The organism is Ruegeria sp. CH5 (assembly GCF_056537025.1).
The window spans coordinates 42,393-55,320 of record NZ_JBQFQT010000008.1 but is presented as its reverse complement, the minus strand read 5'-3'; the positions used below and the strand labels follow the sequence as shown (position 1 = coordinate 55,320).

Genomic DNA, 12,928 nt, shown 5'->3' with positions numbered 1-12,928 from the left:
CAAGATGGCACTATTTTGCCCTATTTTGCCGTCTAAGCTATGAAATTTGCATAAATTCGGGAAAAATAGGACGCAAAATAGGGCAAATTTAGATCGCGCGATGCTGCCAGCTTTGTTAAGCAGAGAACCAATGAAAAGCTTGCATCCGGTGATTCTGTGCCGTGATCGCTGAGCGTTAAGGTTTGCTGGCAGATAGTTTCAATCGTTCATCTTCCGAGCCATTTGCTTTGCTTCATATTGCTTCCACAGACCCATGTGTCCATTTTGCCGTGCATTTGCCAACCACAGCTTCTTTCGGGCATCAGGCATTTCCATTGATCGATACTTTCCGCCTGAGAATTTTGGCCAATCTATCGCTAGGCCGAGTTTGACCATTTCTGCGGATAGATCACGGCCATCCTCGAGGTAGCACTTTGCAACAGTCCGTCCGTGGGTATCTTGCTCGGTCACTTCCGCCCTAATTTTTTGACCCTTGCAGAGCGAAACGAGCGCCGATTTTGCCTTCTTGCCATAGGGGTGGTTCATCTCGGGAGCATCGACACCAAACAGACGGACCTGTGTTTTCTTAATGACCAATGTATCGCCATCTACAACGTACGCTGAACCCGCCAGTATCGTGACGTCGGGTTTCGGTAGCGTATGGTCTGGATCAAAACTCTGTGGCGGCGTTGTGCGCTGCCGTTGGTTCGTAGTCAATCTAGGTTTCTCATTCACACCTGACTGACTCGACGAAGTAGTTGTATCGCCTAGCCTGTTACTGCGAATTGCCAAATACACTGCAACAGCCAAAACCAAACCAAAAACTATCAAGATTTCCATGAGCTAAGTCTCCAAGAGTTAGGTCAATCAAATTTTTACTCTGGATCAGGACCGAACTAAGCACACGTTCGGGTTGATACGCTAGGGGCACATCATATTCACGCACGGGGATGTGACGGATTTACCCCGCTGAGCGAATTCACGCGTGTGACAACGGGGCATATGATCCATGCTCATTGCCGCTCCCAGAATAGCTATCGGAATTTCAATTGGTTGATGTTTTTCTCGTCTTCTAGAGCTGGCGGCGCAGTTTGGCAGAAAATCGCAGAAGAATGGCAGCTTCGCAAAAGCAATCAATTCGCATCGTCCAGATGTGCAACCCAGGGTGAAAAGTCTTAATAAATGATTAAGTGACGAACTATCGCGTGATGAGTGTGGAGCATGTTGTAGTATGACGGAGAACAAGGATCGCTTGACGGCTGAGGAAGCTAAGGGACTTAGGACCGCAAAAGAACTAGAAGGTCATCTTGCGTGGTTGGACACGTTTACCCCCGCAGCCTTGGGGGTCCTAGCTATTGCGTCTGGCATTTACACCTATCTCGGCGTGTCCTCATTGCTCGAAGACAACGGTGCGGTTTCTTTCTTCGCAGCCGTTGCGTACTCAATCGCTGTCTCTGTGGGCATCTTCGTGTTTTGGAGCTACATGCTCCGTCTGCTGCCTTCAATGCGTACGGCTAGTGGCTTCATTGGTTTGACGATCTCCACGATTGTTGGCTCTGTCGCAATTATCGCCATGTCTAGCTGGCTGAACGCAGCCGCACTCGCAGGCTCGGCGGCAGTCGAACAACACTTGGAGAACACTGTTCGTGACTACCAAGCTGCTCTCGAGCAAGCCCACGACATAGCCCTCAGCGGTCAAGCGTTGGGTCGCGAAGTGGAACGCGCCCGCCAGAGTTTTGAAGAACTGGCTGAACTCGAGCAGTCCGGAGACCTCTCAGGCACCGCCGGTCGGGGTGCCGTGTTTCGTGTTTTGACACAAAAAGCTGAGGAGTTGCGGAACCTTGAAGAGCAGATCGCGGCGCAGCAAGAACCTATCGAGGAAGCCTTCCAACAAGGCAACGAAATCCTCGCAAAGATGCGCGAGCTCACTGTAGCCCCCGGTCCAGTGGATCGCCGTTCGGTTCAGTTTTCCGAGGAAAGCGTGAAGCTGGCGGGGGTGATCTCGCGCCTCAACCAGTACAGCGTAGCACCACTTGTTGCTCGTGCTGCTGAGGACCTGCCATCCTCGGTCGTACTTCCAGAGCTTGATGGGCGCAGCTCCGACGTGCGAAACGCGCAGTCATCCACAATCAACTCCGTTTTGAATGCGCTGGACCAGCGCAGCAAGACACTCAAGAACGCCGCTGACGAGGTATTGGACATGGAGCCGCCCATCGAGACGGCATACAACCCGATTTCCAGCGCCGATGCGGTAATCAAGTACGCCCACAACTTCGTACCTTCTTGGGCTGGAGCTATAGCCATCGACCTGTTGCCCGCCGTGTTGGTGTTTGTGCTGGCTATCACTCAAGCCGCAATCCGCAGTGGTAAGGACGGCATGAGCATTGAGGATACTCTGACGCTTTCTGACCTTAGAGCGGCAATGAACGCCATGAAGGACGTAGAGGCGACTATGGGCGTGGCAGACGCAGCTATCCTCAACCGCGCCACTCCACAAAAAGATGAAACGTGATGAGCCTGTTAAGTCGTCTCGATCCTCGTTCAGGGCTGCGCTACGTTCTCATCCTACAGCTTGCCATTGCAGGCGTTCTGATGGCGTCGGACGTTCTTGGTGTAATACCAAGCCCGTTCAAGAAGCGTGTTCAACTCCCGACTGGTCCGATAACCCCCGGCGATCAACGTCGAGAGTATCGCACTGATCGTAGCGATCCGTCGCTTTTGCCGCAGGATGGACCTCTGGATTTACCCGTACCTGAAGCATTTCCAAGCCGATTGGACTTCACGGTTCAGGAAGTCGAAGGACTGGGGAGGGTACTTCTACTCAGCGGTCAGATAGAGGTGGATGACTCGTCTCGCTTCGCTTCGTACCTGTCGGACATGCAGGAGAAGCCTGATCTGGTAGCTCTTCACAGCCCAGGAGGAGTGGTTTCAGAGGCATTGTCCATCGGTAAGAAAGTTAGAGAGGCTGAGCTGGCTTCTGCCGTTCTCGCTGGCGCGATGTGCGTGTCCTCATGCCCTTACATCCTAGCAGGCGGAGAAGATCGCATTGTCTCGCTGCGCGGCCTTGTTGGTATGCACCAACACTACTACGAGCAGCCCCGCCTGATTCCAGTCGTTTTCGCCGTCGAGGGTATCCAAAAAGGGCAAGGAGAAACGATGCAGCATCTCATCGACATGGGTATTGAACCGGCGCTCATGTTGTATTCGCTGAATACTCCTCCGGAGGAGATCTATGCGCTTGTCGAGGATGAACTCGTAGATACCCGCATAGCAACCCAAATAATCGATTAACACCAGACACCGAGGACTTTGCCTTGTTCAAGAAGCTAACCATTGCCGCGGCGCTGTTCGCTACGACTGCCACTGCGGGGGGTCTTCAAGTACGTGACGCAGACACAATTGTTGTCGATGGCACTCCCGTGCGCTTGAACGGCGTGGATGCGCCCGAGCTTGGCACTCGTTCTGGTCAAGACGCAAAACGCTGGATGGTAAATTTCCTTCGAGGCAAGGACGTAGAGTGCAAACTAAATGGTGAGCGCACGCATGATCGCTGGGTCGGTGTTTGTTTTGCGGATGGGGAAGACATTGGGGCGGCCGTGATAGCGGCTGGACATGCTCTGGATTGCGCGAGGTACTCGAATGGGCGCTACAGGCAATTGGAGACCTCGGCGGCGAGGTCGCGTCTAAAGCGGGCCGGTTATTGCCGGTAACGTGCAAGCGCGCCGTGGGGAGCGCTCATTTGGCCGAAGCACGTAACGCCACTGTCACAGACAAACAAGACCATTGTTAACCGACAACGAAGTGCGCGACCTAGTGCAACTTACATTGGATATCCGGAGCAGGACATGAGGACGATTGGGTTTAGAGATGTTTGAATACAAGCCCGGGGATGATGTGGGGCACCTAGATGACTGGCCCTTCGATAACCCTCTTAGTGACTATCAAATCAAGGAAGGCCACCCACGTGCTTCAGGTCGTGTGGATGCTGGAGGTTCTGGACATGCGACCCGTGCCGGTATTTGGCGATGCACAAAGGGTTCTTTTGAGTGCACGGAACAGGGGGATGAATTGATGACCATCTTATCCGGGAGCTGTCGTTTGATTGATATGCAGAGCGGCCAGGTCAGTGTGCTTGAACCGGGAGACAGTCTTTTCGTTCGGGATGGAAGCCGTGTTACCTGGCAAATTGTCGAGGATGTGACAAAGGTATTCTTCGGGCATAAAACGGATGGGTATTGAGGCGCACATCGAATATGATTGAGTTTCGCCAGCAGACCAATGATTCCCCCAATTTTGGCGTTTTCCCTTTTTGCTGGCGGCGCTTCTCACGTTGAAATTTGCAGAAAGCAACGGATCTCTAGGACCAACTCAAACAAAAAGCCTTCAAACGGGCCTTTGTGAAACGCGCCGTTATGCATCTCGACTGATCTGGTCAGGTTTGGTCTTCAATCAAGGCTCCTCTCGCGATGGCCAAAGGGAGTTATACTTGGTTCTTAAACTGGATCTGGGCGACACCTTGCAACCCATACGACAGCACTGAAAGAGTTTCTTAGGTCAAGTGGTCTCTATTTTCGGGATTTCTGCATCTTCTTTAGAGACGTCCCTTTCCATGGAATTTGCTTCTGCTCCTCGTAGGTTTGCAAGACGGCATTGACCCAGAGTTCCATCGAGTCTTTCTTCAGTTCCATGTAAGCTGAATGCGCACCATATGACTTCTCGGTTACATTTGCCGGGCTTTGCCTCATTCGATCAAAAACACGCTGGTCGTTTTGGCTGAAAGCGAGGATCGCGGGATCTTTGATGGAATGTGTCAGAACTGCTGAGGCGCCACCGGGATACCCGATCTTTCTGGCCATAGTTCTACCTCTGTTCACTTTACTTCTAGAACTTACTCGGAATGTGTAAATTTGGAGTGAAAACCGCCCTAATTAAACACTTCTCCACAAAAATTTCGACGACTTGGACTGTTGCCTTGGGGTCCACTCAATTTTGACAACCAGGACCATCAGCGGTTGCAATCAGGCTACATACTAGCCGAGGCGGCTCTCAGGTCTGAGACGACAATCCCACCCCTTGGAGTAAATCAGACTAGGTGGAATTTGAGCTACCATGTGTGCCCATATGCTTTTGGCTCTGCGTCGATTTCCCGTTTGCGGCATCTTTGGCGGAAAAAAACATGAAAAGGGCACTTCTTCGCAATCATCGTGGCGAGGTAGTCATACATACAACCCTGATTGATTCTTTGGAAAAGTAATTGAGGCAGGATTTTTGTTGAGATCAAAGAGGCTACTAAAACTATTTCTTTCCGCTTTGCTTGTGGGCTCCCTTACTCTTACGGCGCTGAACATTTGGCAAATCGTGAATAATCCAGCGTCTACCCTTTTAGTAGAGCGCGGGTTGGATGAGTTGCGATTGAAATACGAAAAAGCGTTGTCCAAAGCGGCTTCACCGGAACTAATCGAGCAAAGGCTAAGCGCCAGATTGAGCGAAACACCAAGAGACTGGATCGCAATTGAAGCTCTGCGAGGAGTGGTAGAAGATAAAAACATCGAGCTGAAGGAAGCCACAAAAGAGCAAATCCAAGCAGCGGCATCCGAAGACTCTGGTTTTTTCAAGACATCTGGGAAATGCTTGAAATGCGCTTGGGATGCTGCGCAGTGCGAACTGTCCGCAGTTTTGTTTTGCCAAATGCCTGTAGCTCTTACTCCAATCGGGGATTTCGGCGGTGTTGTGAAGGGCGGGTACGCCTACTACACGGGTAAAGACGTGGATGAGGTTGACGTCATTCTGTCGGTGGTTGGGCTTACAGCGGTCGCAGCCGCTTACCCTTCCGTGGGCACGTCGCTGTCTATTAAGGCGGGCGCCGGGATGGCAAAACTAATGAACTCAGCCGGTGCTTTGCCTACAAGTATCAGAAAGCAACTCGTCCGCTCCGTTGAAGACGGGGTCGAGTGGAGTCAGGTAAAAAGTGCCCGAAGTGCTGAAGACCTTCGTGCATTGATAAAACCGGCGGTGTTGAATGAAACGGTTGAGATGGTTTCGCACATCGGCAAGATCAGTGGCAGTATGAGTCCTATCGACGCGATCTACGTAGTTAAACGGGTGGATGGAATAGAGGATCTCGCATCAATATCCCGTGCTTCAGAGGCTTTAAAAGGAAAGACGGTTGGCGCGATGGAAGTAATGGGAAAAAACAAGTTCATTCGCACCACAATGAAATGGTCCGATGAAGCCACGTCGGTGATTTTGGGTCTCGTTGGGCTTTTGTCGGCCCTTGTTGGCTTGTTCTGGTCGGTACTAACGTCTGCGATGCTGCGTATAGCTCGCAGGACAGCAAGCAAAAATTGATCGCTGAATCTGACAGGTTTCCACTCTGATTGAACACTACTCAGAAGCAGCTCATTCCATTATTTGGCTTTTGGATTGGGGTGACTTCCCAAGCTAGCTCTGCCATCAGTGCTCTCACCCACTTCGTAAAACACTGAGCACATAAATGTTTGTTCCTGCTCCTGACGCATTTGCAGAAATACTGAAGATGGACACCACTAAGTGGTTTTCACCGGGCAAGCGGATTGAAGGGAAAGGGGGTAACGCGGCCGACAAACGGTACATTTCCCGGACCCAGAAAGTTCTCAGGGACAAGTTTCAGGCAGGCCAACTCACAGCGGCTTTGTCAGAGAAGCACATAGGAAAGTTCGTAAAGAGATTTGGCGATAGATCCGCACCATTGGTAGAATTTCGAGATCGCATTAAGTCATCGTCCGATTGGCGGGATATCGCGATCACTTCAGGACAGCTTGCCAATGGTGAAATCGCGGGAGGACTCCCAAAGACAAGGTCAAATCTCAAGGCGTTGATTGAATTCAGGAAACTGGAATACATCTCGTGGGTTCTGCGAAAAAAGCTCTACTATGACCAAGAAACTAAATGGGATCTGAAAATTGCGGCACCTTCTAGAATACTGAACTCGCGCACATATCAGGCTTTCAGATCTCCTGCTGCCTTTGAAGTATGGAAATCTTTCCCGTTTCCTGTACTTCACCCTTGCGAGTTCCTTACGCTTGGCTACGTCCTGCAACAGGTAACCCAACAAAGGCGAATGCTCAGTGACGTGTCCATTCAGGAAAATCCGTCACAGGTCAAAACCATATTTGTAGAAAACTATCTCCTCAAAAACAGTCAATGGCCTGACAAGTCGACGATGTGGGAAGCCACCCCCATAGATCGAATAAAAACATTTACTGAAAGGAACGGGAGCCCGTTCATTGATACCTTTGTTCAATACATAGAACTGGTCGATCACAGCGAAAACCCAAAGCTCGCTTCAGTTAGCCCCGAGCATAGGAACGCGACCAACAGTTATATTCGATCATGTTTGTTTTTGATTTCAGTCTTCTGCTGCTTTGCAATCAGAATGAGGCAAGATTGGAAATATTGGGAACAGACTGCCCTGAGAGCTGGTTTCGAATACGCAGATTTGATCCACGACTTTCAGGATTTTGAAAGAGGGGTGCAACCCAACAGCTGCACCCCTTCCGAAAAAACTCAACTCGTTATGCTGTAATCACGGTTGGATTACTTACTCTTGCCGCCACCTGGGGGGTTGTTTGAACGTCCTCCGCCAGACGGATTTCCGGTGGTCGCCGGCCAGCCACCTGCGTTACCTTGACCTTTTCCTTTTGCCATTTTGCATTCCTTTGTTGTGTTCAATGAAGAGAAGTCTTCCAGCTCCTCTTAAGAACGTTTTAGCTCTGCCGGTGTATGCTACGCAAAAGGCATGCAGGGACAAAAATGCCAGGTTCGCTGACTAGTGTTTCAACGGCAATGTCTCCAGCCGCTGGACTTCCTCCAGAAGCTTAACAACCAAGCGAACGCTGACAGCGTTGTTGTTGATTGGCATCTGGATCGCTTGCCAAATCTGATCCATGCATTCCTCCGGCAACAACCGCCTTTCGATTTCATTTTCAATGAAGTTAGCCAATTGGGCTCTGTTCGGCGGATCGATGTGGATTGTACGCACGCGAGATCGAAGCAATGCCGGAAGAACGCTAAAATCATTAGCAGTCATCAACCAGTTGATCCGACTCATATCAAAACCAATTTGAAAATATGGACAGTGCCAATCAACGGCCGAAACTGGCTCCAACAGGCCCAGCAAAGCAGTATGCATGGATGTGCTGTGACCACTAGTACCGAAGGCAGTTCCCGCTTTATCGACCTCATCAATAACGACCACTGGGTTCGCCACCTGTGTAGACAGCATGGTTTTCAAAGGCCGCCCACATTCGGCACCACCCCAGCCTCGGCTCAATCCAGCAACAGGAAACCCTTCAGAACTTGCGCCTCCATCAATGTGAACAACCGGCAAATTAGAAAGTTCTGCAACCCGACGAACAAGGTGAGTTTTCCCCAATCCAGCTCCGCCAATCAATAGCGTCGGCCTCAATCTCAACCCTGGCCCATGCTCAATGACATTGTGGCGCATGTCCAACCAGATTTCATGGATAACCCGCTGCATCCAAGGCAACTCATCATACAGCATTGCTGCGATTTCATCGACTTGATGTTCAGTTGACGGGCCACCCACCGCAACGCCATTCATAACAGGCCGCAACATCTTCCTGTCAGCTCGGGACAGATGCCGACCTTGAGAATACTTGCCACGGGCTTCGATAATTTTCTTCGCGCGGCGGCGGATCGTGTCAGTGTCCTGCCATGTCACTCGCTTAGGCTCTTCGGTTTTACCTTCTTTGCAGCTTGAGTACCGAAGTTCTTCCAAGTGGTTCCTCAAACGTCTTTCAATGTCTTCATCTTCGGTTTCGAACAGCTTTAGATCGGTAAGCAACGGAACAATTCTTGGCATGTGAACACCTTCACGCGAGTGTCGCAGGTGATGAAATCCAAGGAGGTTTGTTTGGAAACTCTAAGCCTGCATTCAATAGATATCGACCAGCAAAACTGCTGGTTATATCAGATGAAAGAGGATCCGGTTTCTGTTCATTCGTATAACATATTGTAATATTGATAGAAGTACAATGGGCAGCCTGATCTTAGTTGGAAAAAGTGCCTGAAGATGGCCTACTGGTTTTGCCGGAAATTCTATTCATCGAATTTTTGAGCCAATCGAAAACTCCACTCATTTTGGAAGCCCAACGTCTGAGAGTCCTCGCAAATCTTTTCTGGCCAAACCTTCTTCGTTGAACCCTCTTTTGGCATCGGGATCTTTGCTCACGCTCCTTTTGAATTTGCAGGAGCGTCTTTAGAACGTTTGGTGAGGCGACTACCGTGTAACTCTGTACATCAGAATCGCGGAGCAATCGCATGATGTCATCGGCAATTGGAGAGAGGAATTCTTTCAAATCGAAGGATTTTCCCGTGTTCGTCTCCCACGCATGTCGAGCGATCCGATTGGCCTCAAACAAATTGCCATGAATGCCCTTCCCCGAACTGGGCTCGAAGGATTTTTCACAGAAGTTCTGGACGTACCCAAAAGCCAGCAAGCGACCGTCTGGCGACGCGACAGGGCGACCGCAACCGCAGTAGATATTTTTTGCTTTGTCCCCGGTCTTTGGCTTCGGCGAGGCTTGCTCCCCTCCCCCCTTGCGATCTGACTTTTCAATGGCCCCTAGTTCGCGTCTACCAACTTTTTCCACCAGACAGACAGAGAGACGGCCGGTGTTTTCGCATTGCGAAAGCTTCGCTCGTCGCCCCTGCGCCTTTAGTTCCCGCACTGTGTCCTTAAGCGAACCTTCTGTTCTTGTAAGACGCCGCCCCTTGGAGACAGCCAGATAAGCTTCGAACACCTTTTTGTTTTCAGACGTGGCAATCTCATATGCTGTCGTGCTTGGCTTGGTTCCATATCGGATGGATCGGGCGACATCCTGATGTGCAATGCGTATTAGATGAACGCCGGCCTTACTTTGCAACCAAGGAGAATTCTCTTTGATGAATGCCAATGCTCTTCGACGATGTACATCACCAAGATCGAAGGTCAGGAAAATATGAAAATGCAGGTAGAAAGACTCCGTTTCAGGCTGAAATGGCGCTTCCAACTGAACATACACAAAGTCGCCCATGCCGGATTTTCTGAGCGCAGTTTTGAGCTTGTTCATGCGTTTGAATGCCAGAGCGACACCATCGGCATAGCTGTCAATCGAAACACGGCTTTCTAGGGCCGGAAATGTCAGCGCTGCCAACTGCGCCCTTCCCTGCACTTTGGTTTCATAGTGGTATTGGAGATTGGCCGCTGTCTGTGTTGCATCCACCATGGCAACTGAAGGCAATCGCTTGTCGTGTTTGAATGCTGGGTAGCAAATTGCCAGGTATTCGTTGTCTGGCAAACCTAGCAGAAACTGTGCCGCTTTCTTCTTGCCGGGCCTGTATAAGTCGTGACCTACCTCAGCCGCCATCTCGGCAACAACGGCCGACATTTTCCGATACCTTTTGGAACCTGAACCGAGGCGGAAACCGCCGTGATATTCAACTTTTCTTCCTACCTGGCACAGCGTTTTTGGTGGGAGCACCTCATGGCCATGGATGTGCTTTGCTTGTCCACTATTCTGCTTGAGTGGTTGATGATCACGCCTTCGTTGCGCACATCTTCTTTGTTCGCGGGATTGGCCCGCGTTGTTCTTTTTCACAACCTGTTTCCTTCGGCCACGGACCAAAGGACGGCTGTTGTTTCGAGCTATGTTGACTCCGTACCTCTGATCACATTTTCTCGCGAACGGGGCTTTGTCACTCCGATTTCAGGGATGTGGCCATGACCTCTGCTCGCCAGAAAGCAAATGGCACAGAAGCGGTTTAAAACTTTTAAAAGGATTGATGGCGTTTACATCATATTGAAGAATTGCGGAACCAAAGGCGGCTGAATCTCAACACCCGATTTGGCTTTCTACCATGAGCCAAATACTTGTTGTTTAACGCCAATCGAACAGAGTGGCGGTTCGATTGGCTACAAGTCTGCAAACGAAACCGCTATCTTGCGACCATACCAGCCCGAACAGGACAAAGTTGAAATGACACGAATAGTAAAAGATGAGTGGGGCAACCATCATCTCTTATCTTGGGGCGTGGTCGAAATAACCGCCGAAGCCCGCCAAGCCATGATGGATCGAGCGACTAGCGAGGCGGAGAGGCAACGCGATTGGGATGCGCGAGATGTTGTCTTCTGTGCATATTGTAACCAAGAAGTGTGCGCGCCAAAACCAAAAGACTGGTGGCCGCAAGCGCACGACGGTCAATCAAACCCCAGAAAAATAGCGCATTCTCAGTTGGCAGACTTGTCGAGGGAAGCCGTCAAGAGTGCGCAGCAATTGTATGCTTCGCAAAAAGGCTATTCGCTCCACAATCGAATAGAAGCGCTTTTGTACCTATCATCTTGGGCCGTGGACGTTGCGTTTGAATTGGCAAATTATGGTGCTGACCCCGAGACTTCAGAGGCGGATCGAGAGCGCAAGTACATAATCGAGAGTTTAGTATTTCAGCTAGGACAAGAATCCGTGGGTGAAGTTCGCGAATGGGACATTCACCTCATGTCCAGCTTTTCAAAGGGTAGCATAGTCGATTTTGAAGCTCCCGCTATTGCCAAACAAGAAATTGAGACCCGTCGAAGACGACCTTGGCACAAGGAACACTCCAGTGAAGACTGAACAGCAAAATGCTCAAGAGAGTTGTGACCAAGCACAACGTATGTCGGTCAAATGGGTGGCTCCTAACGAAGGTGACGCCCTTCGACTTAAGCATGGTCATTTGGTTGAGCACTTGCCAGGTGAAGATCCAGAGAAGTATGGACCTCAGTGGGCCACCGGAATGCAAATGTCTTTTTCCGCGTTATGTGTGAATCTGAAAGTTCGTGAGGGTATCAGCATCGCAGGCCATCAATCTGAAAAGATTGTGGATATTCAAGCCAACCGGGAGCTAAAGGCCCTTACGTGGTATCATGAAGGGGAAGTCGTAGATCTTAACGATCCTATTCAGTTAAAAAGCATCGGAGACGAAAGTGTTTTTCGAGGTACAACGGAACGAAATACTGGTTCACTAAGTTGTAAGTGTGTTCTCGGAGACTTTGAACCAAAGATATGCTTTCTTGGAGACGAGAAACCGATCAAGAAAATTTCGCTTGATGTGCGGGTATCTGATCAACCAATAGATGTGGAAGCAGCGGCTTGGCGACAATACGAGACGCCGGTTTACACATTTGCCGCTTTTGAGGCGTCCTCGGAACAATTGAATTTTAGCGTTGAAGTTTCCAACGATAAATTTCAGTGGATTTGCGACAGGCTGAAAAAAAGAAACAAATACCTAATGGTAGACGTGGATTTGGAAAGAGTTCCAGGCTTCTATGGCGATTGCTCACTGCTTCCAAGTGATCGGACAATCAAAGTATTTGAAACAAGGGACAAGATAGAAAACTACAATGATGTCCCTGACGAGTTTTGGCACCAGTTTGACCGAGGTCCGGTTCTGAGTCTTCGGTTCTCAGACGAAGAAGACGCAGAGAGTTACTTAGACTACGATACGGAAGAACTGCGCCTTAGAGCGTTAGTGCATCCTTCGGATGCAATCGACAGCTATCAACTACCTGACCTTGACGAAGCGTCCAATGCCGATCCAAAGCATGGCGAATTAATGAACCGACTGGATCGTATCGAAGGATCGAATTACCAGTTAATCCAAAATATTAGGAACGTTTCCGGACTTTTAGGCCTGATAGCTGTCATTATGCTTGTGTTGGTTGCACTGGCAGTTTGGTTAGCTTTGGGCGGCTAGGGCGTGTTGACAAAAGGGATTCAAACTGGCGCTCCACTATGATTCAAGCTGGTATCTGCTATCGAGACCCGCTTACTCTAAGACTTGATGGGTCATAGCCAATCCCAATGCACATTGAGCCTTCATATGGGCACAGCCAGGCAGTTGGACTTCTCGGCCGTGTCTGACGTCAGAAGTC

12 protein-coding genes are annotated in these 12,928 nt (G+C 50.1%); 8 read left to right on the top strand and 4 right to left on the bottom strand.

Translation table 11 applies throughout. The annotated features are described in order from the left end of the window. Positions 1 to 198: 198 nt before the first annotated feature. Positions 199 to 819 (bottom strand): thermonuclease family protein, encoded by a 621-nt coding sequence (locus tag ACR0JC_RS18485; protein ID WP_093963829.1) that lies wholly within the window; start codon positions 817 to 819, stop codon positions 199 to 201. Positions 820 to 1,210: 391 nt separating this feature from the next. Between ACR0JC_RS18485 and ACR0JC_RS18480 the strand changes: the two genes are divergently transcribed. The 4 genes from ACR0JC_RS18480 (at position 1,211) to ACR0JC_RS18465 (ending at position 4,218) form a co-directional block, all read left to right on the top strand. Further along, positions 1,211 to 2,491, top strand: coding sequence for a hypothetical protein (locus tag ACR0JC_RS18480; RefSeq protein ID WP_093963828.1), 1,281 nt, complete (start codon positions 1,211 to 1,213; stop codon positions 2,489 to 2,491). Next, complete coding sequence (locus ACR0JC_RS18475; protein ID WP_141138501.1) at positions 2,491 to 3,270, top strand: COG3904 family protein; 780 nt, start codon at positions 2,491 to 2,493, stop codon at positions 3,268 to 3,270. The genes ACR0JC_RS18480 and ACR0JC_RS18475 overlap by 1 nt, the downstream gene beginning before the upstream one ends. Before the next feature lie 128 nt (positions 3,271 to 3,398). Beyond that, on the top strand, positions 3,399 to 3,689 hold the full coding sequence (locus ACR0JC_RS18470; RefSeq protein WP_254920207.1) for a thermonuclease family protein: 291 nt from the start codon (positions 3,399 to 3,401) through the stop codon (positions 3,687 to 3,689). A 157-nt stretch (positions 3,690 to 3,846) separates the two neighbouring features. After that, positions 3,847 to 4,218 (top strand): cupin domain-containing protein, encoded by a 372-nt coding sequence (locus tag ACR0JC_RS18465; RefSeq protein WP_170342522.1) that lies wholly within the window; start codon positions 3,847 to 3,849, stop codon positions 4,216 to 4,218. Between the two features lie 326 nt (positions 4,219 to 4,544). Here ACR0JC_RS18465 and ACR0JC_RS18460 read toward each other — a convergent pair whose 3' ends face one another. Beyond that, positions 4,545 to 4,835, bottom strand: coding sequence for a hypothetical protein (locus ACR0JC_RS18460; RefSeq protein WP_170342520.1), 291 nt, complete (start codon positions 4,833 to 4,835; stop codon positions 4,545 to 4,547). A gap of 556 nt (positions 4,836 to 5,391) precedes the next feature. Here ACR0JC_RS18460 and ACR0JC_RS18455 point away from each other — a divergent pair. Further along, positions 5,392 to 6,327, top strand: coding sequence for a hypothetical protein (locus tag ACR0JC_RS18455; protein WP_170342518.1), 936 nt, complete (start codon positions 5,392 to 5,394; stop codon positions 6,325 to 6,327). A gap of 187 nt (positions 6,328 to 6,514) precedes the next feature. Next, positions 6,515 to 7,543: a hypothetical protein gene (locus ACR0JC_RS18450; RefSeq protein ID WP_170342516.1), complete on the top strand. Its 1,029-nt coding sequence runs from the start codon at positions 6,515 to 6,517 to the stop codon at positions 7,541 to 7,543. Positions 7,544 to 7,786: 243 nt separating this feature from the next. On the opposite strand, the gene ACR0JC_RS18445 is transcribed toward ACR0JC_RS18450, so the two are convergent. Next, a complete protein-coding gene (locus tag ACR0JC_RS18445) occupies positions 7,787 to 8,842 on the bottom strand; it encodes an AAA family ATPase (RefSeq protein WP_170342513.1) in 1,056 nt (351 codons plus the stop codon). A gap of 187 nt (positions 8,843 to 9,029) precedes the next feature. Continuing rightward, positions 9,030 to 10,619 carry a hypothetical protein gene (locus tag ACR0JC_RS18440; protein ID WP_141138499.1) on the bottom strand — a complete coding sequence of 530 codons (1,590 nt, stop codon included), beginning with the start codon at positions 10,617 to 10,619 and terminating at the stop codon, positions 9,030 to 9,032. A gap of 378 nt (positions 10,620 to 10,997) precedes the next feature. Between ACR0JC_RS18440 and ACR0JC_RS18435 the strand changes: the two genes are divergently transcribed. Next, the gene (locus ACR0JC_RS18435; RefSeq protein WP_093963821.1) at positions 10,998 to 11,630 is read left to right on the top strand and encodes a hypothetical protein; all 633 of its coding nucleotides are present in this window, start codon (positions 10,998 to 11,000) and stop codon (positions 11,628 to 11,630) included. Further along, positions 11,620 to 12,750: a hypothetical protein gene (locus tag ACR0JC_RS18430; RefSeq protein WP_170342511.1), complete on the top strand. Its 1,131-nt coding sequence runs from the start codon at positions 11,620 to 11,622 to the stop codon at positions 12,748 to 12,750. The genes ACR0JC_RS18435 and ACR0JC_RS18430 overlap by 11 nt, the downstream gene beginning before the upstream one ends. Positions 12,751 to 12,928: the final 178 nt, after the last annotated feature.

What these genes read in the sequence shown, in the direction of transcription:
- ACR0JC_RS18435 (WP_093963821.1), top strand. Translation starts at nt 10,998, where the DNA reads ATGACACGAATAGTAAAAGATGAGTGGGGCAACCATCATCTCTTATCT.
- ACR0JC_RS18465 (WP_170342522.1), top strand. Translation starts at nt 3,847, where the DNA reads ATGTTTGAATACAAGCCCGGGGATGATGTGGGGCACCTAGATGACTGG.
- ACR0JC_RS18460 (WP_170342520.1), bottom strand. Translation starts at nt 4,835, where the DNA reads ATGGCCAGAAAGATCGGGTATCCCGGTGGCGCCTCAGCAGTTCTGACA.
- ACR0JC_RS18450 (WP_170342516.1), top strand. Translation starts at nt 6,515, where the DNA reads ATGGACACCACTAAGTGGTTTTCACCGGGCAAGCGGATTGAAGGGAAA.
- ACR0JC_RS18485 (WP_093963829.1), bottom strand. Translation starts at nt 819, where the DNA reads ATGGAAATCTTGATAGTTTTTGGTTTGGTTTTGGCTGTTGCAGTGTAT.
- ACR0JC_RS18445 (WP_170342513.1), bottom strand. Translation starts at nt 8,842, where the DNA reads ATGCCAAGAATTGTTCCGTTGCTTACCGATCTAAAGCTGTTCGAAACC.
- ACR0JC_RS18480 (WP_093963828.1), top strand. Translation starts at nt 1,211, where the DNA reads ATGACGGAGAACAAGGATCGCTTGACGGCTGAGGAAGCTAAGGGACTT.
- ACR0JC_RS18475 (WP_141138501.1), top strand. Translation starts at nt 2,491, where the DNA reads ATGAGCCTGTTAAGTCGTCTCGATCCTCGTTCAGGGCTGCGCTACGTT.